14 protein-coding genes are annotated in these 18,283 nt (G+C 40.1%); 10 read left to right on the plus strand and 4 right to left on the minus strand.

Annotation, left to right across the window (positions count from 1 at the left end):
• Nucleotides 1-6: 6 nt before the first annotated feature.
• The 3 genes from AB1Z56_RS21955 (at nucleotide 7) to AB1Z56_RS21965 (ending at nucleotide 3,289) form a co-directional block, all read left to right on the plus strand.
• Entirely contained in the window at nucleotides 7-1,065 is a 1,059-nt protein-coding gene (locus AB1Z56_RS21955) for an endonuclease/exonuclease/phosphatase family protein (protein ID WP_426790167.1), read from the plus strand.
• 121 nt (nucleotides 1,066-1,186) lie between these two features.
• On the plus strand, nucleotides 1,187-2,317 hold the full coding sequence (locus AB1Z56_RS21960; protein WP_426790168.1) for a hybrid sensor histidine kinase/response regulator: 1,131 nt from the start codon (nucleotides 1,187-1,189) through the stop codon (nucleotides 2,315-2,317).
• A 27-nt stretch (nucleotides 2,318-2,344) separates the two neighbouring features.
• Nucleotides 2,345-3,289, plus strand: coding sequence for a UDP-glucuronic acid decarboxylase family protein (locus AB1Z56_RS21965; protein WP_309367465.1), 945 nt, complete (start codon nucleotides 2,345-2,347; stop codon nucleotides 3,287-3,289).
• A 31-nt stretch (nucleotides 3,290-3,320) separates the two neighbouring features.
• Here the strand turns inward: AB1Z56_RS21965 and AB1Z56_RS21970 are convergent, their stop codons facing one another.
• Nucleotides 3,321-4,115 (minus strand): tyrosine-protein phosphatase, encoded by a 795-nt coding sequence (locus AB1Z56_RS21970; RefSeq protein WP_426790169.1) that lies wholly within the window; start codon nucleotides 4,113-4,115, stop codon nucleotides 3,321-3,323.
• A gap of 477 nt (nucleotides 4,116-4,592) precedes the next feature.
• Between AB1Z56_RS21970 and AB1Z56_RS21975 the strand changes: the two genes are divergently transcribed.
• The 5 genes from AB1Z56_RS21975 to rfbA all read left to right on the plus strand — a co-directional run bounded on the left by AB1Z56_RS21975 (nucleotide 4,593) and on the right by rfbA (nucleotide 10,199).
• Nucleotides 4,593-6,593 (plus strand): polysaccharide biosynthesis protein, encoded by a 2,001-nt coding sequence (locus AB1Z56_RS21975; protein ID WP_426790170.1) that lies wholly within the window; start codon nucleotides 4,593-4,595, stop codon nucleotides 6,591-6,593.
• Nucleotides 6,594-6,793: 200 nt separating this feature from the next.
• Nucleotides 6,794-7,849, plus strand: coding sequence for a dTDP-glucose 4,6-dehydratase (gene rfbB / locus AB1Z56_RS21980; RefSeq protein WP_426790171.1), 1,056 nt, complete (start codon nucleotides 6,794-6,796; stop codon nucleotides 7,847-7,849).
• 1 nt (nucleotide 7,850) lies between these two features.
• On the plus strand, nucleotides 7,851-8,405 hold the full coding sequence (gene rfbC / locus AB1Z56_RS21985) for a dTDP-4-dehydrorhamnose 3,5-epimerase (RefSeq protein ID WP_426790172.1): 555 nt from the start codon (nucleotides 7,851-7,853) through the stop codon (nucleotides 8,403-8,405).
• A 6-nt stretch (nucleotides 8,406-8,411) separates the two neighbouring features.
• Nucleotides 8,412-9,272, plus strand: a complete 861-nt coding sequence (gene rfbD / locus AB1Z56_RS21990; RefSeq protein ID WP_426790173.1) for a dTDP-4-dehydrorhamnose reductase — start codon at nucleotides 8,412-8,414, stop codon at nucleotides 9,270-9,272.
• Nucleotides 9,273-9,332: 60 nt separating this feature from the next.
• The gene (gene rfbA, locus AB1Z56_RS21995; protein ID WP_426790174.1) at nucleotides 9,333-10,199 is read left to right on the plus strand and encodes a glucose-1-phosphate thymidylyltransferase RfbA; all 867 of its coding nucleotides are present in this window, start codon (nucleotides 9,333-9,335) and stop codon (nucleotides 10,197-10,199) included.
• A 34-nt stretch (nucleotides 10,200-10,233) separates the two neighbouring features.
• Here rfbA and AB1Z56_RS22000 read toward each other — a convergent pair whose 3' ends face one another.
• Nucleotides 10,234-12,129, minus strand: coding sequence for a tetratricopeptide repeat-containing sensor histidine kinase (locus AB1Z56_RS22000; RefSeq protein ID WP_426790175.1), 1,896 nt, complete (start codon nucleotides 12,127-12,129; stop codon nucleotides 10,234-10,236).
• A 410-nt stretch (nucleotides 12,130-12,539) separates the two neighbouring features.
• Here AB1Z56_RS22000 and AB1Z56_RS22005 point away from each other — a divergent pair, with 410 nt between their 5' ends.
• Both AB1Z56_RS22005 and AB1Z56_RS22010 read left to right on the plus strand, forming a co-directional pair.
• Nucleotides 12,540-13,151 (plus strand): LuxR C-terminal-related transcriptional regulator, encoded by a 612-nt coding sequence (locus AB1Z56_RS22005; RefSeq protein WP_426790176.1) that lies wholly within the window; start codon nucleotides 12,540-12,542, stop codon nucleotides 13,149-13,151.
• Nucleotides 13,152-13,236: 85 nt separating this feature from the next.
• Nucleotides 13,237-16,071, plus strand: coding sequence for an MSCRAMM family protein (locus AB1Z56_RS22010; RefSeq protein ID WP_426790177.1), 2,835 nt, complete (start codon nucleotides 13,237-13,239; stop codon nucleotides 16,069-16,071).
• Here AB1Z56_RS22010 and AB1Z56_RS22015 read toward each other — a convergent pair.
• The gene (locus tag AB1Z56_RS22015; protein WP_426790178.1) at nucleotides 16,068-17,492 is read right to left on the minus strand and encodes a hypothetical protein; all 1,425 of its coding nucleotides are present in this window, start codon (nucleotides 17,490-17,492) and stop codon (nucleotides 16,068-16,070) included. The two genes, AB1Z56_RS22010 and AB1Z56_RS22015, sit on opposite strands and share 4 nt — an antisense overlap.
• On the minus strand, nucleotides 17,467-18,270 hold the full coding sequence (locus tag AB1Z56_RS22020; RefSeq protein ID WP_426790179.1) for a hypothetical protein: 804 nt from the start codon (nucleotides 18,268-18,270) through the stop codon (nucleotides 17,467-17,469). Before AB1Z56_RS22020 ends, AB1Z56_RS22015 begins: the two co-directional genes overlap by 26 nt.
• Nucleotides 18,271-18,283: the final 13 nt, after the last annotated feature.

Genomic DNA, 18,283 nt, shown 5'->3' on the forward strand with positions numbered 1-18,283 from the left:
CATACAATGAGTAAAGATATTGAATTTAGGCCATTGAGCATCTCCGGGTTAATGATCCGGATTGTCATCCTAATGGTGGCTATACTTTCCTCCTTATCGTTTTTGGCTTTGTTTATTTCCCCACAGACCACTGTTATTTTCCAATGGATTGGTGTGTTGTTACCTGGGCTTATATGTGGTAATTTTCTTTTTTTTATTATCGGGGTATATAAACGTAGTTGGTACAGTATTTGCCCTTTAATAGCACTATTGGCCAACTTTCATTATTTCATAAAAGTAATTCAGATAAACGGGATAGCGCAAACAGAAATGACAGACATACGCTTCGCATCTTACAACGTTCGTGAATTCAAAATGATTTTTAATCTATCTTCGATGCAACAGATTGCTTCCTATATTGATTCGCAGCGAGTAAATACCTTATGTTTACAGGAAGTTCCTGCCGACTGTTCCGTGTCGGAACTCAAGCAGTCTTTTGGCCAGTTTCAATATTTCATAATGACAGGGAGTAAATCAGGGCAGAATCAACTTGCTATCTTAAGTAAATTTCCGCTGGACTCTGTACAGGCTGTTTCTTTTAAAGAGCGGCCCAATTGTGCACTTTTTGCCGACCTTTCCCTCAGAGGAGAAAAGATCAGGATCGGAAACTGCCATTTGCAGACAACAAATTGGAACCAGTTAAAAGGGGATTTACTGCCTGCTGAAAATACGGCCTTTAAATGGTGGAATGCAATTAAAACTATGTCTGAAAATTTTAGGTTGAGAGGTGGACAGGCTGATTATTTGAGAAATTTAATCGATCAATCTTCTTTTCCTTTGGTTATTTGTGGTGACTTTAATAATAGTCCTAATTCCTATAGTTATCATAAAATTAAAGGAGGTTTAAAGGATGCATTTCGGGAAGCAGGTAATGGGTATGGATATACTTACAGTAATTTAATGAAGCTCTTTCGTATTGACTTTGTATTCTTTTCTGGAACTACTTTTCAGGCTGTAAATTATAGAACAGGAGATGTAGACTATAGTGATCATCTTCCCGTATTGGTTGATTTTAAAGTAAATTGATATTTATAACATTTTTGCTACACAAATTATGGGTACAATTATTAGTGTATTATTGATTTATGAATTTTATAAAAAGGATAGCATCCTTTTAGACAGTGTCTAAACAAGCTAATAATGATCTATGGAAATCGATTTTTCAATGTATAATATTCTGATCTTAGAGGATTCTGAACTCAATCTTTTTGTGCTAAAAGAGATTTTAGAGCGTGAGCACTTCAACGTATTCTCCGCTTCCGGTGCTAAAGGGGCATTTGAAAATTTGCAACAGCAAAGGATAGATCTTATTTTAATGGACGTCATGATGGGGAATACGAACGGCTTTGATCTCACTAAGGAATTAAAAACAATGGAATTATATAAGCATATTCCAGTGTTATTTATTACGAACTTAAAATCTCCGGATGATGTTGTGCGTGGATTTGATAGTGGCGGTGTAGATTATATTCCGAAGCCTTTCAATAAAAAGGAATTACTTCAGCGCATCAAACATCAAATCAAGCTTATTGAATCGAGCCATACAATTGCCAAGCAGACAGCACAGCTTCAGGAAGCAATATTAAACCGCGATAGAATGTATGCTATTCTGGCACACGATCTCCGAAGTCCGATTTCTTCACTCAAAATGATCTTAAATATTTTGACTATGAGTCCTGAGGGAAGTAATACTGGGTATGGAGATATGATCAATACAGGCAATGATATTGCGGAACAACTTTTCAGTGTTTTGGACAATCTACTTAAATGGACCAAAAACAGCCTGGGTGTATTGAGCTATATGCCACAAGAAATTGAGCTTGATGAAATGATCAAAGGTGTGGTAGAGACCCTTCAGCCTACAGCTAAATTAAAAAATATTGAAATTCAATTAATCTTACAATCCGGATTACAAATCTTTTTTGATGCGGATATCATGAAAAGTATCTTAAGGAATCTTTTGATTAATGCGGTGAAGTTTAGCCATGAAGATTCCCTGATTAAGCTCAATTTATACCGAGATGGAGATGATGTTGTTGTTGAATTTGTCGATACGGGGGTAGGAATGAGTGTGGAAGCACAACGCCAACTGCAAGAGCAGATAATGGAAGAGGGAAAGATAACCCCTATGAGGGAGAAAGGTAAAGGTTTAGGTCTATGGGTAGTTTACCATTTTATCCATCAAAATGGTGGAGCATTCTTTTTTGAGTCGGAAGAAAATGTCGGCTCCCGTTTCGGTTTTCGTATTCCGCTAATGGACGCAGCATCTAATCGGTAAAAACTCGAAATTATAAATTGATAATTTATGTATAACCTAAAAAAAAGAATTCTGGTTTCGGGTGGAGCTGGATTTATAGGGTCCCATCTTTGTGAACGTTTATTGAAGGATGGGAATGAAGTGGTCTGTATGGACAATTTTTTTACTGGCGATAAATCTAATATTGTTCATTTGCTACAGAATCCCTATTTTGAGCTTGTGCGGCACGATGTGACGGAGCCTTTTTTGGCTGAGGTTGATGAAATATATAATCTGGCCTGTCCAGCAAGCCCTGTTCATTATCAGTACAATCCAATTAAGACCATTAAAACTTCGGTGATGGGAGCGATCAATATGCTTGGGCTTGCAAAACGGGTCAACGCGCGCGTTTTACAAGCTTCTACCAGTGAAGTATATGGTGATCCGAAGGTTCATCCACAGCAAGAAAGCTATTGGGGAAATGTAAATCCTGTCGGTATTCGCTCCTGCTATGATGAGGGAAAGCGATGTGCAGAAACGCTCTTTATGGATTATCATCGCCAACATCATATTGCAATAAAGATTGTTCGTATATTTAATACTTATGGTCCACGTATGCATCCCCAGGATGGAAGGGTAGTCTCTAACTTTATTATGCAAGCTTTACAGCATAAGGATATTACCATTTATGGAGAAGGAAATCAGACACGCAGTTTTCAATATGTAGATGATCTGGTGGAAGGAATGATTCGCATGATGGCTACTGAAAAGTCGTTTATTGGCCCGGTAAACATTGGTAATCCAAATGAATTTACGATATTACAATTAGCAGAGCAGGTGATTCTACAAACTGGATCGAAATCAAAGATTAAGTTTTTGCCCTTACCACAAGACGACCCGCAACAGCGAAAGCCAGACATTGAACTTGCGAAGAAAAGCCTGGACTGGAATCCTACAGTTCAGCTGGAAGAAGGGCTGTCCAAGACAATAGCGTATTTTAAAACATGTTTATAAAGTATTAACGCCAATCTGTTATATTATTGCTTTATCCAGCAATAACTTGGGCTTTATGCTGCGTGATATGATCAAGAAGCGTTTCATTTAAAATCGGTGAAGTTTTCAACATCTCACGAATTGGATATTTCTCAACAATATTTTTTAAAGCGTCCAGATGGCGCTGATGATGCAGGTCCGTTCCCACAAAATCATACATGCCTGATTTCAATAGGGTCATAGCAATGGCTTTCACATCGACGCCATAATATCGGCTTAATGAAAGGAGATTTAACTGTAGCAGACAACCTGCATCTTTAATTTGCTTATAAATATTAAAATTGCTATGGTAATAATTATAGCGTTCGGGATGCGCAAGAATGGGCTTATACCCTAATTTTTGAATATCTCTAATGGTATGAAATAATGCTTTCGCCTCTGAGAGGTACGACATCTCGATTAATACATAACCGCCGGGCATGACACACAGTTCATTTTCACGAATCAGTAAAGGAAGATTTTCGTCAATCATATGCTCGGCAGCGCCAAAAATATCCACATTATTGCCCGAGTTTTTTAGTCCCTCGACAAGCGAATCTTTCGCATGTTCAATACTAAATTTGGTGTTTTGATGAACTCCAGCCATGATATGTGGCGTACAAATAAACTTTTTAAGGCCTAAGCGTTGAAGTTCCTGTATATAATGTAAGGATTGTTGGACAGAATCACTCCCATCGTCGATGCCTGGTAACAGATGATTATGCATATCTACTTCTAGAAATTCCAACTGCGCCAAAGAGCGAATAGATGAAGTCTTTTTCCCAAACAGGTTGCTAAAAAATCCCATGATGTACATTAATTATGTTGTGAAAAATAGTTCAGTTAAGGAGCGGCGTTTCAGTTTATATTAAGCGGAGAAGTAAAAATTTAATTCCTTTCCATGACTATTGCTTATTATTTAACACAAACAATATGCCAATAATTGCGTTAATTCCTGTGTGCCTACATACAGCACCAAGGGAGTTCGATCGCTGATGTTAAGACAATCGTTATTTTATGTGCTTGTAATGTTAGTTATGAAGAATAAATGCTATTATTTTTTTTATGTAACAGTTTCGGTATAATAGTTGCTTAATCCACGTTGATAAATTGATCGAATGGATAGGGTTCTTTTTTAATGATATTTTATCAAAGAGGCATTTTAGGTGTGAAAATTTGACTATCTTGCATCTCCATTATAAAATATTATAATAAAGCCATATCAGATAGTGTTCGTTTGTCGCAAACACGTCAGTAACATTTTAATTAAATAAGAGAAAAAGCTATGATGGGTTCTCTAGGAGATTTAAGAAGGCGCCTGAGAAAGGACAATCCAAGATGGGTCATTTTAATGATCGATATGTGGTTTGTATTTGCAAGCTACGTCTTTTCTAATTTTGTGGTCAATAACTTTAAGGGTGTATTTGATATTGCATTGATGTTGAAGAAAGTTGTCGTCATATTGCCAATATATCTCTTGATGTTTTTATGTTATGATACTTTCAGGGGTATTGTACGGCAGACAGGGATTCGGGATACTATTAAAATATTTAAAACGGTGGGGTCTGCCTATGTGATTTTAATGGTGCTCACCTTCATTATTAAAGCTATTTTTGAGAAAGGAACTTTGGCGGGAGATTATCTTAGATTGTCTTATGGTGTGTTGACTATGCAAGCCACAATTTTGCTGGTTATTATGGTGGGCGCACGTGTAATCTATCGGACGATTTATGAATATCTCTTCTTGCCTGGTAGGAAAGGTGAAAATGTGTTGATATTTGGAGCTTCGAGACCAGGCCTAGTATCATTCTCCCTATTGAAGGAGGATCCGAGAACGAAATATCAAGTAGTTGCTTTTGTGGAAGATAAGATATCACGGATAGGAAAGCGATTGGCAGGAATTAAAATTAAAGATATTACCGAGATTACAAAAGAATATGTCGAAAAATGCCAAATTACTCAGGTTATTATTGCTGTAGAAAATAACGACCCCGAGCGTTTGGAGTATGTATCCGACTGGTTCCAAAATATTGGACTCGAATTGAAGATCATGCCGCCGGCACGAATTTTACTTAATTCAGGCGCCAAACGTGAAATCAGGCCACTAAAGATTGAGGATTTATTGGGACGTAAGCCGATTAAATTGGATCATCCGGAAATTGAAGAAGAGATGCAAGGGAAAGTGATCCTGGTTACCGGTGCTGCTGGATCTATCGGTTCGGAGTTGGCCCGACAAATCGCCAGACGTCACTATAAGACCTTGATTCTATTGGATCAAGCCGAGTCCGCGCTATATGATATTCAACAATCGATTAAGACAACACAACCTGAGCAGATGCACTGCGTGGTAGGTGATGTGCGTAACTATGCCTTTATGCAGAAGATATTTGCACAATACAAGCCCGATTTGGTCTTTCATGCAGCGGCCTATAAACACGTGCCATTAATGGAGGCGAATCCCTACGAATCTATCCAGACTAATGTATTGGGCAGCAAAAATGTGGCTGATCTCTGTATGCAGTATGGTACTAAAAAGATGGTCATGGTGTCTACCGATAAAGCGGTGAATCCAACCAATGTGATGGGGGCGACCAAGCGTATGGCTGAGATTTATGTCAGTAGCTGCAGTGGTAAATCAACGACCAGTTTTATCATTACACGTTTTGGAAATGTACTGGGTTCAAATGGTTCGGTTATTCCGCTCTTTGAGAAGCAAATGGCGGAAGGAGGCCCGCTGACCCTGACGCATCCTGAAATCACGCGTTTCTTTATGACCATACCAGAAGCCTGTCAATTGGTGCAAGAGGCTGGCGTGATGGGTAAGGGAGGCGAGATCTTTGTGTTCGATATGGGTAAGTCTGTTAAAATCATTGATCTGGCAAAACGCATGATCAAATTGAAAGGTTATCGTTACCCGGAAGATATTGATATCAAAATTGTTGGACTGCGCCCTGGTGAAAAAATTTATGAAGAATTGCTCGCGAATAATGAGAATACGGTAAAGACACACCATCCAAAAATCATGATCGCGAAAGTAAATCACGATGAATTGTCGCTTAAAGCGGAGCGTATTAATGCAATCTGCCAACAAATTTTGGATGCTGATACTAAGTTGCCAGATTTTATGGAACTTGTTGCCGGGATGAAGCAGATTGTTCCGGAGTTTAAGTCTCAAAATTCGGAATACGAAGTTTTGGATACAGCCGTGGAGGAGAGAGATATCGAAATGGTTAATGAATCACCAGCAGAAGTGCCGGTATATTCTTTGGTAAAGAATGTGCTGTAATACCGTTATAAGACGGATAAGTTTTAGATAACAACGCGATAAAGAAGTGAAAAGCCCTCTTAATTGAAGGCTTTTTCTGTTTATTCCATTTACTCATGGATTAAAACTTGTCAATTAACAAAAATCATCCTAATTTTAGCGAACTATTTGTTGAACTCATCATTCGCAGACCAATGGTCTAAACATTCGAGAATCATTATATGAATAAAACAATTTTAATTACTGGAGGAGCAGGCTTTATAGGTTCACACGTTGTCCGTGAGTTTGTGTTGAAATACCCTGAATATCAAATTATAAATTTGGATGCTTTGACCTATGCGGGTAATCTGGAAAATTTAAAAGATATAGAGCATCTGCCTAATTATACCTTTGTAAAGGCTGATATTACCGATCAGCAGGCTGTCTCGGCTATTTTCCAAGAGTATCATCCAGATGGTATTATTCATTTGGCGGCGGAGTCGCATGTCGACCGCTCAATTGTTGATCCCATGGCTTTTGTGATGACCAACGTAATTGGAACGGTCAATTTACTGAACGCGGCCCGAGAAATCTGGAAGGATAATTTCGAAGGAAAACGTTTTCATCATGTGTCAACGGATGAAGTGTTTGGCGCGCTCGGTGATACGGGTTTTTTTACGGAAGAAACAAAATATGATCCGCACTCACCCTATTCAGCGTCCAAAGCTAGTTCAGATCATTTTGTGCGGGCTTATCATGATACTTACGGCTTGCCTATTGTTTTGACAAACTGTTCCAACAATTATGGACCGAATCATTTCCCGGAGAAATTGATTCCGCTGTGCATTCATAATATTTTGAATAATAAATCTCTACCTGTATATGGTGATGGAAAATACACCCGTGATTGGTTGTATGTCATTGACCATGCTAAAGCCATTGATCTCGTTTTTCACGAAGGGAAAAATGGAGATTCCTATAATGTCGGTGGATTTAATGAGTGGCAAAATATTGATCTGATCAAAGAGCTCTGCAAACAAATGGATGAGAAACTGGGGCGTGCAAATGGCTCTTCGGCGCAATTGATTAGTTTTGTTAAGGACCGACCAGGGCATGATTTGCGCTATGCAATTGATGCGACGAAGATCAATAAGGAATTGGGGTGGAAGCCTTCAGTAACCTTTGAAGAAGGTTTGTCACGGACGATAGACTGGTTTTTGGCTAATCACGAATGGTTGGATCACGTGACTTCTGGTGATTATCAAAAATATTACGACAACCAATATAAGGACGCATAGAATGACGTATACGGAAACAAAATTAAAAGGCTGTTTTATACTTGAACCGACTGTTTTTGAGGATGAAAGAGGTTATTTTTTTGAATCATTTAATAAAACGAAATTAACCGCCATATTAGGTTACACACCACACTTTGTGCAGGACAATCAATCCAAATCACAGTTTGGTGTGGTGCGAGGTCTACACTTGCAGGGCGGTGAGCATGCTCAGGCGAAATTGGTCCGTGTTTTGGAAGGTAAAGTATTGGATGTCGCTGTCGATGTGCGTCCAGGATCACCCACCTTTGGACAACATATTGGCGTAGAACTCTCTGCTGAAAATAAAAAGCAATTATTTGTGCCTAGAGGCTTTTTGCATGGTTTTTCTGTATTGTCCGAACATGCGGTCTTTTTCTATAAATGTGATAACAATTATCATAAAGAGTCGGAAGATGGCGTAAATCCTTTGGATATGGAACTTTCGATAGACTGGCAAATTCCCGCAGAACAAATGATTCTCTCCCAAAAGGACCAAGAGGCGCAATCTTTTGAAGGATTACGTTTGAAATTAATTTAAGATGCTATGCGGATTGTTATAACAGGAACTTCGGGACAACTTGGCTCAGAACTAAAACATCTTTTGCTGGATAATACCGAAAAGGAGTGTTACTTTTTGGATCGGAAACAATTGCCATTGGATCAAATCCAGATTATTCAGGATATCTTGGGGATGTATCAGCCGGATCTCATTATACATGCGGGAGCTTATACGGCTGTTGACAAGGCTGAGGAGGATCAGGTAAATGCTGATTTGGTCAATCATTTGGCTTGTGACGAGATTGCACAATACTGTCATCTTCATGGCACACGCCTAATCGCTATTTCAACAGATTATGTTTTTGATGGATCTTCTGCTTCTGCTTTAACAGAAACTGCCCAAACCGCTCCCATCAATGTATATGGACGAACGAAACTGGCGGGAGAACAGGCGATCCAGAAATGGTGCCCCGACGCGATCATCATACGTACTTCTTGGGTGTATTCTACCTATGGTAAAAACTTTGTGAAAACCATGTGCCGCTTAATGACCGAACGTGATGAAGTTAGTGTGATCAACGATCAAATTGGAAGCCCTACCTATGCGAAGGATCTTGCCGTAGCTCTATTAAAGATTGCAGATTCTTCCAAATGGGAAGGTGGTATTTATCATTATAGCAACGAAGGTGAAATTTCTTGGTACGACTTTGCTGTAGCGATACGTGATTTCCGTTCGTTCGATTGTCAGGTAAAACCGATCCCCACAAGTGCGTACCCTACCCCTGCACGTAGGCCAAAGTATTCGCTACTTGATAAATCAAAGATTAAGAGAATATTTGGCGTGGAAGTGCCGGATTGGAAAATAAGTCTGGGCAATATGCTCGTTGAAGGATTTAAAGATAATTAGAAATAATAAGGAGACTTTGTCAATATAGTTGTAAAGTCTTTTTCGTTAAATAACAGTAAAATGAAAGGAATTATATTAGCTGGGGGCTCAGGGACTCGCTTACACCCGCTTACATTGGCCGTAAGCAAGCAATTGATGCCTGTATATGATAAACCTATGATATACTACCCCTTGTCGACATTGATGCTGGCTGATATACGGGAGATTTTGATTATATCGACACCGCAAGACTTGCCAAATTTTGAAAAGTTATTGGGGGATGGTTCGCAATTAGGCTGTCGCTTCGAATATAAAGAGCAGCCTAGTCCAGATGGACTGGCTCAAGCATTTTTGCTTGGTGAAGAATTTATCGGTGAGGATAAAGTAGCCTTAATTTTAGGCGATAATATCTTTTATGGCTCGGGGCTTTCAAAACTATTGCAATCATCGGCAGATCCTGATGGCGGGGTAGTCTTTGCCTATCCGGTGCAGGATCCGGAACGGTATGGTGTTGTTGAATTTGATGAAAAAAATAACGTTATTTCTATTGAAGAAAAGCCACAATTTCCAAAGTCGAATTATGCTGTTCCTGGCGTTTATTTTTATGACAACGAGGTGGTTAGGATTGCTAAGAATATAGAGCCTTCTCCTCGTGGTGAGCTCGAGATCACCGATATCAATAAAGAGTATCTTCGCCGGGGCAAATTAAAGGTCGGTATTTTTGATCGTGGCACAGCTTGGTTGGATACCGGGACCATACAGTCGCTTATGCAGGCAGGTCAATTTGTGCAAGTAATCGAGGAGCGGCAAGGAATGAAAATAGGAGCAATTGAAGAAGTCGCTTACAGAATGGGCTACATTGACGGAAAGCAGTTGCTAAAACTTTCCGTACCCCTCTGTAAGTCGGGGTATGGAGAGTACTTAAAGCGAATTGTAAAAAGCTTTTAATAATTATAAGCATTCTGTTTTCTGGGACAGAATGCTATTTTGGTATATGAACGATAAATGTACTTCCAAAACCTTCACTACTTTCAACCGTAATCGAATAACCCATACGGTTTGCAAATTCATGACAAAGCATTAAGCCGATACCAGCTCCCTTTTCTTCAAAAGTGCCTTCTAGACTGTGTTGCTGTTTCTGCATATTTTTAAGTGCAGCAATTTTTCGCTCGTCCATTCCAATTCCCTGATCTGTAATTGAAATAAGTACTTCACTGTCTGTTTCCCACTGGTCGAAAATAATAGTCTTACCACTAAAGGAAAACTTAATAGCATTGTTAAAGATATTGCGAATAATAAATTCAAATCGTTTAACATCACTTTGGATGGTCAATTGAGGAGAAACACGGATGTCTATTGATAAATTTTTTAAATTAATCCGATCGATAAATAATGCCTCACATTCCCTAACAATTTGATAAGGTGAGATTTCCTGTGTTTCAAGCTTTTCATTTGCCATTTGTTGTGAAGACCATACGAGTAGGCTGTCGAGCATTTTGGAAGCTGTTGTAACTTGATTGCCTATATTGATTAGCATACTTTTAATTTCGTCTGCTGGAAGGTCGACAATTTTGGATACAGCAAGCAGCGCTTGGAAAGTTGATAAAGGACTTCGGAGGTCATGGGAGACAACGGAAAAGATGCTCGAACGAAATCGATCTGCCTGGATCAGTTCTTGATGCTGATGCTTGATCTCAGCAGCCTGATGATCCACCTTCCGTTTTTCTTCACGTAATAGTCTGTTCTTTTTGATCAGTAACATTACCATAACGGAGATAATTAAAAGGACAAAAATGGTGGCTAGCCAAATCAGTTTTATCCAATGGGCTTCTCGTTCTACATTCGCGTTTTTCAGTAATAAATTTTTATTTTCAAGCTCTTTCTTGTCGCTTTCATACTTCTCGCGGAGTTCTTCCCGGATACGGACGCGGAGGACTTCGGCATCTTCGTGAAACTTCCGATCCGAACTATCTTGATCGCTCAGTATTAAATTTGCATCCTGCGCTTTGATTGCTTTTGCTATTTTGTCAAAATCCCCTTGAAGATCTTCCGTCAGATTTGTGAAACCGCTTTTAGCGATCACACTTTTGATAAGAGCTACTTCTTTTGCTGCCAGATCAAAACGCTTTTCTTTGACGTAAATATTAGCTCGATTAATACGGGCATAACTTTCGCCCACGGGGTCTTTTTTTGTCGTGGTGATGTCAATCGCAAGGTCGGTATAGTACGTACTCCACTCGAGCTTATCTGCCTTGAGATAGAGGTAGCTCAATAAAATGTAGGTATTAAAAAGATCAACTTCTGGCGCATTGGCTTTACAGAACTCGACCGTTTTTACCAAATAGTCAATTGCATGGGTTATATCCTGTTTCTTCTCTCCGTTTAATGCGTTTTGGGCATATATATTTCCAATATTGGTCGATATATTTGCCCGATTTCTTGTATCATGCAGTTCCTTTGCTAGATCTAGTGCGCGTTGGTAGTATTTTAAAGCCTGATCGGGATCATAACTCTTATTAAACACATTTCCTATGTTAAGGTAAGAAAGCATCACCCCCTTCTTATCGTTACGTTCTTCCCGCTTTTTGAGTACGTTGAAATGGGTTTTTACACTTTCATCGAACTTATTTAGCTTCAGATAAATAACACCTTGTAGATTAAGCAGGTCAATTTCCAACGCTGCAAACTTCTTTTCTGAAGCCATATTAAGGCCTTTTGAAACAATTTCCTGTGCTTCTTGGGGATTGCTGCGGTAAATTTCTGAGGCGGTTTTATAATAAGCCAATACTCGGGTAGAATCGTTACTTGCCTCCGCAAGTTGCTTGTCTAACTTGTCCCAGCCACTATTTTGGCCGTATGCACAAAAGCTAAACAACATTGTTGAAATAAAAATAAATAAGATAGGGAGGCGGCTCATCGGCGTTTTTTTTCCAAATATAATTAAGTTTTTAGTAAAGTCTAGATCGCTGTCGATAGCGTTGTCAGCCGTAGATAATGTTATTGTCTTAAATTTTCTAACAAGGAAACTTGAATTTCTAAATAATAAAAATTATATTTATATAAATTGTTTTAAATCTATTTGTCGGACTCAAGTAAATTATTGTGAAATTCATTTTTAATGTTGTTAATTTTACTTGGTTTTAAATTTTATTTTGGCTGTTTTTTTTCTTTAGAAACAATTTTAAGGATAGGTTTGTCTATACTACGAGAGGTTGATAAAATTGAGCGATCATTGCGTGAAAGATCAGTTAAGTGTATAGTTTTCAATTTAATAAAATGTGAAATATCATGATTACAGTTGGGATAATTGACATAGATGAGAAGGAGCGGATAGAAACAAAAGAAAACATATCCAAAAATGATAAATCTGAATCAACAATACCGATACATGTACTGTTTGATCAGGAGACACTTGCTTCTTCCCGTCACAACCAAATCCCTGATGTGATGATTATCGATATTGATCATCAAGATAGCTTAATTGTTGAACGGGTTAAAAGCCTGTTTCCACGTGCTGAAATATTAGTGCTCACCAATAACTGTGATGTAAGGGTGGTGCGTAGCTGCTTTAGGCAAGGCGCTGTAGGCTATATGCTTAAGAAGACCTGTTTGCAATCTTTAAAAAATGCGATAACAATGACGCTTGGAAATGGTTCTTTTATTAGTCCTTCTGTCAATCGTGCTTTGATTGAACAGGCGTTTAGCGCCAAGAGATCCGAAAATTTGCTGACTGCAAGGGAGTTGCAGATCGCCAATGGCATCATTGAGGGCCTTAGTTATAAAATGATTGCCCAGAAATATGCGATTTCTTTGGATACCGTCCGTATTTATATCAAGCGAATCTATAGAAAATTTCAGATCAATAGCAAAGGTGAACTGATCGCCCAATTGACCGCTTAATAATTCGTTACATGAATATGTGACTACTTAAATTTCGATCTCTTTAAATTTAGCCTGATTTTTATGGGTATTTGAATGATATGCTATGCCAATAAGAAGCCTTTTAATTTTTGTGTTTCTTTTCTGCTATACTGCTCTTTTCTTATCCATTGCGAAAAGTCAGCAACGATACGATATTGCCTATCATTTCGAATATGATTCCATTCAGGTTTCCGCATCACAGACCTTTTCCAACAAATTAACGATCGTTAATAATACAGATAGATCAATCGAACTAAGTCCAGAGGCGAATAATACGAAGGCCTTGCAGGGATTGATCAAATTGCCGCCAATTATACAGCTGAAACCACATGAAACGAAAACCCTTCCGTTGAAATACATGACTGATCGACGAACAATCTCGGATGCAATACAAAAATTCAGCATCGGGCTGAATTCGAAGGATGCTTCTGTAAATATACAGCCACCCCAGGTTTTCTGCACAAAACTGGATATTCAGGCATCACTATTGATTCAGTCCGACCAACCGGAATATTTTATTGATCAGTCGACTGGACTGACGCAGTTTTTGGTGCGTATCGTCAATACGGGTTTAATACCGCTTACTTTTCAGTTGCAGTTTGCGAACCTGCCTTCCGAACTGGAGGTCGTAGGGGAAACTTTACCAACCACCTTAGCGGCAGGTGGACAATCTGCACTGCGATTTACAGCGCATATGCGAACCAAGAAGGTCGCTACAGATGTCGACCTGTCGATGGTTGCGATCGGAGCTGGGGGCAAGCAACTGGCTGCCAATCGGGTCAGGATTATGACCGTCGGGAGTGTCAAACGTTTTGGGTCCGATATGAACTTACAGAATCAGCCCTATAGCAATATGGCTGCCTTACGTTATCTGAGTATGGGGCAGGATATCAATGTATATCAACTTCAGGGCTATGGAAATCTTGAATCGAATAAGGGAACTTCGTTGAGCTATCGCATGAATATGGATTATTTTCATGATCAGCATGCTTTTACGATGTACGATAGTTTCCTCGATTATCAAACTAAAAAATGGGGGCTGAAAGCTGGTAATATTTACGAAAATCTCGACCAATATGTTAACGGCAGGGGAGTGAGAGCAAGCTATAAATTTGATAAGTCGCGTTCGATCAATGCGTATGCAGTCCAAAACAATTATTTCCTCTGGAATCAGATGAATACTTTTTCGCCCGGAGGAGGAGTTCTAGGACTTAAGTATGCTTTTACATCAGAAAAAAATCAAGAAAGCAGCTTGGCTTATTTGCACAGCAAAGACAATTACCGAAATGTCCGGAGCCATCTGCTCAGCGGAAAGGGCTATAAAGACTGGAGCGAAAAACAAAACCTCACTTGGGAAGGCGGAACAAGTATCGAACAGCTGGATGCTGGCGGCCATAAGGCTGGTTTGGCGGCAGGCATAAATTATAATGGAATCTTCGACGGCTTTCAGATTTCAAGCATCAATTACTACAGTTCTCCTTATTATGTGGGGCTCAGAAGAGGACTCTTGCAGTCGGACTCACGTGTTGTCATTCCGCTCGAGGAAACGAAGAGTATTTCCGTCAGGATGAGTTTTATGGATAACCAGCCTAAATATCAAATTGGAGATAGGAACTATCTTTTTAACAATAGCAATCGTATCGAGATTTATGAGCTTGGGTACCGCACAATGTTTGGACGATTGAATGTTGATTTGAGACCCTATTGGATGAAGCAGGGTGCAGATTACCACAGCTGGCTGGGATTAGGCGCTAATGCTGTAAACTGGAAATCCAGTTCAATAAGAACGGTTGCAGATCTTAATTTTTTTACCTCGAACCATCGCTTCTCGCTGCAGACGGATTATGGTTATACCTACAGAAATACCGCTGAAAAGCCGATAGCTCCTTTTCATTCATTACGTGTATCGGGTAATTATGATCATTCACTTTTTGGATTTAACGCATTTGTGCAGATCAACCCCTATTATTTAAGTGATCTTTTGGCTACTTATACAAGTTCTAACTATAGCATGTATTCGCTGGGCCCCAACACGCACTTTGAAGCATTTGCGCACAGCTTACAGGTACAGCTTGCAACGATGTACAGTTATTATGGCTTCTCGAGAAGTAATAATTTGTCCATCAATGGAAATGCGCGTTGGCGAATGAAAGACAACTGGAGCCTTACTGCAGATATTTTTTATATGTTTAACAAAGGGAAATTACTGATTATAACAGATCCAATAAATCCGCCGCAACCGCAATCTCTAGATCGCTATTCGTTTAACAACAGACAGATCAGAGTGGGGATAGAAAAGAGTTTTGGACGGACAGGCAGTTACAAAGGTTTTAGCTTAGCGTTGACTTGTTTTGACGATAAGAACAACAATGGAATCCGGGATGATGATGAGCCATTTGTAGAATCTGTGTTGATTCGAATCGGAAAAGAAGCGGCCATCACAGATGCGAAGGGACGCGTTAAATTTGTCGCTATGGAAGCGGGGTCTTTTTCAATTCAAGCGGTGAACAATCAGGGCTGGATCTACCAGGGGCCGTCGACCGTTGTGCTGACCAAGAACAAGTCTGTGGATATACCGCTTATCAAAACTAAATCTGCCAAGGGCAAAATACAGTTAATTGCCACTAAATACCTGGATTCTAGGCCAGATTTGAGTGGTATCCGCATTACCGCCATTGACCGTCAGGGAAAAAAATACAATACATTGAGCAACGAGGATGGCGCCTATATCTTCTATTTGCCCGTAGGCTTTTATAAGTTGACGGTTGATTCTGAAGGGATGCCTTTTGTCATTGAAAATTCGAATTGCGAAGTTGAGGTGAAAGCCGAAGGGATGATCAATCTACCAACCCTGCGTTATCAAGATCAAAGGCGTAAAGTCGGTATCAAAAGATTTTAGGGAGCCACAAAGCTATAGATGATATTCGCGGAATAGGTGCCAGCTGGTTTCCCAAAAAGATTGCTGGTCTGCGATGCAGGAATACTATACTGCATATCGATTGTTCGATCGATGATGGGATCGGCATTTTGGATGAGCTGTTGGGCTGTTGTGGACAGTGTAACCGTATTCACGCCAGTCTGACCACTCATTGGACCGATGCGCAAAACACTTAATGGAATACTGTTGACCCCAGAGGTAAAACTAGAAGAAGTCGCGCGTACATACAAGTTGTATGGCGCGGTATTACTCAGTTTTAAATGTGCGGGCATATTCGTACTAACACCATTAACATAATTACTGGTCGTCGTAAAAGGAAGGTTAACGGATTGCTGATTTGCGATGATTTCTCCTAGGGCGCTGACTACAACATTCAAAGTTCCGCTTGCCTGCGCCTGCACTGGTGTTGTAGGGTAGGTGGCCGAGGACGACTTGTTCCAAGTATAAGTGAGGGGGACAGTGTATGTTCCAGCTTGTATAAAATTGCTTTTAAGTAAGGACGATCCGATCGTATAGGTATGTGTAATTGAGCTATTGTTGTTTGTGGGGACAGGTATTCCGGTTGCACTCGTTAGGGCCTGGTCAGTTGTGGATAGGTTGGCCGCGATTGCCGTTGCAACTCCGCTGAGTGAGGCGCTCACTGTGGAGACAGGTGAAACAGGCAACGTGTTGTAGGGAGAGCTCGTGCTAAAATTAAATTGAGCATTGCTGGTTCTTATACTTGGGATGTAAGATACGGTACTTGACACAGGTATAATTTGACTGGCACTGATTCCATTGGCAGAACGGTAAAAACTAAGATCGTTTACGGCTATATTCGTTGTTCCTATGCTGCTTGGCGGACTGATAAATCCGGGTACGGTGATGGATAGCGTGAAGCTTGCTGGAGAGATAGATCCCGCCAATAAACCCTGCGTGTAAAAGCTGACAACATCGCTAAATACCCCCGCGGTCCAGGTCTGGCTTGCTGTTGCAATGCGCGCATTGGCGGAGACTGCGCCTGAAGCAACACTAGCCACCGCCGTATAGAGTAAACCGCCTCCAGTGGATAGGGCGACCTCATTATTCGTGCCCAAGCCAAGTAATATTAAGCTGCCAATACTCGAAAGTTTCATATGCACTACGCTTGACGGAAAACTTCCACTTGTTGTGCTGGTAAAAGTTGCTGAACTGGATTTTACTGAAAAAGAAGGAAGTAAGGTAATCACGCTGGAATAGGTACCTGCATTGATTGATGTAGTGTAGTCTGTTTGGCCCTGGATATTTGCTTGCGGTAAAGTGATGGACGTCGTTTGCGCATGAATACGATGCCCATAGAAGCTCAATAAGCTTAGGAAATAAACCGCAAAATTTCGCTTAATATGTAATTTCTTTTTCTGCAATTTTTAAATCATATTGGCTGCCCGCATCTAATATTGCAACAGCAAGATAGCGTCCTGCAGCAAGTTTCTCTGGAAGGTCGATTTGCACCCATTGATCCGCGCTAGGGAGCATCGCGATAGCGACGGCCTTAATAGGGATTTCTTCTCCTGTTTCTGTATTGGTTAGTTCAAAACGTACATAGGCGTCTTTGTTAATCTGCCCTGTATTTTTTACATGTACATCCATTCGGCGCACCGACTGACCCGTTTGATTTGGCATATTATGCCTGTCCTCAAAAGCTAGGAATTCCAGATCTCCAGGATTTAATCCGGAAGGAGTATGGTAAACCTGGATGCCTACTTCAATAAGCACGTTCATATTAAGGCCATTTTGGAGTGCGGCTTTTTGTTCTTTCACTTGGGTGAAAAAAAGCATAGCGTTGCTTAGCTGCTGCGGAGCTGGATTTTTTGGGATCGTCATGGAAAGATTCACCGATTTGGTCTCTCCCGGAGTCAAGCGTACCGTGTTTTCTGAGAGTGTAAGCCAAGCCGCATTTGATTGCTGTTTTTGGCCCGGAGAATAATATTTTTTTACCCCAATCGAATCGCGATCCCAATCTTTAAGATTGGCGACAAAATGGAGCTCAGCGTTCGAGGTGTTGCTAAATGTAATCACCTGAGAAACCGTCTGTCCCGGCTCGCCAGTAAAAAATATGCGGGAAGGAGAAATTGAAATACCCTGTCCATAGATCAGGGTATTACAGATATAAAGGACTAATAGTGTTAAATAATATCTCACAGATAAAATTATC

The sequence above is a fragment of the Sphingobacterium sp. WOUb80 genome, from assembly GCF_050058145.1.
Classification (GTDB): Bacteria; Bacteroidota; Bacteroidia; order Sphingobacteriales; family Sphingobacteriaceae; genus Sphingobacterium.

Excerpts from the sequence above, each read along its gene's own strand:
- AB1Z56_RS22010 (WP_426790177.1), top strand. The coding sequence starts at position 13,237 with ATGCCAATAAGAAGCCTTTTAATTTTTGTGTTTCTTTTCTGCTATACT.
- AB1Z56_RS21965 (WP_309367465.1), top strand. The coding sequence starts at position 2,345 with ATGTATAACCTAAAAAAAAGAATTCTGGTTTCGGGTGGAGCTGGATTT.
- rfbA (WP_426790174.1), top strand. The coding sequence starts at position 9,333 with ATGAAAGGAATTATATTAGCTGGGGGCTCAGGGACTCGCTTACACCCG.
- AB1Z56_RS21970 (WP_426790169.1), bottom strand. The coding sequence starts at position 4,115 with ATGGGATTTTTTAGCAACCTGTTTGGGAAAAAGACTTCATCTATTCGC.
- AB1Z56_RS22000 (WP_426790175.1), bottom strand. The coding sequence starts at position 12,129 with ATGTTGTTTAGCTTTTGTGCATACGGCCAAAATAGTGGCTGGGACAAG.
- AB1Z56_RS21955 (WP_426790167.1), top strand. The coding sequence starts at position 7 with ATGAGTAAAGATATTGAATTTAGGCCATTGAGCATCTCCGGGTTAATG.
- rfbB (WP_426790171.1), top strand. The coding sequence starts at position 6,794 with ATGAATAAAACAATTTTAATTACTGGAGGAGCAGGCTTTATAGGTTCA.
- AB1Z56_RS21960 (WP_426790168.1), top strand. The coding sequence starts at position 1,187 with ATGGAAATCGATTTTTCAATGTATAATATTCTGATCTTAGAGGATTCT.
- rfbD (WP_426790173.1), top strand. The coding sequence starts at position 8,412 with ATGCGGATTGTTATAACAGGAACTTCGGGACAACTTGGCTCAGAACTA.
- AB1Z56_RS22005 (WP_426790176.1), top strand. The coding sequence starts at position 12,540 with ATGATTACAGTTGGGATAATTGACATAGATGAGAAGGAGCGGATAGAA.
- AB1Z56_RS21975 (WP_426790170.1), top strand. The coding sequence starts at position 4,593 with ATGATGGGTTCTCTAGGAGATTTAAGAAGGCGCCTGAGAAAGGACAAT.
- rfbC (WP_426790172.1), top strand. The coding sequence starts at position 7,851 with ATGACGTATACGGAAACAAAATTAAAAGGCTGTTTTATACTTGAACCG.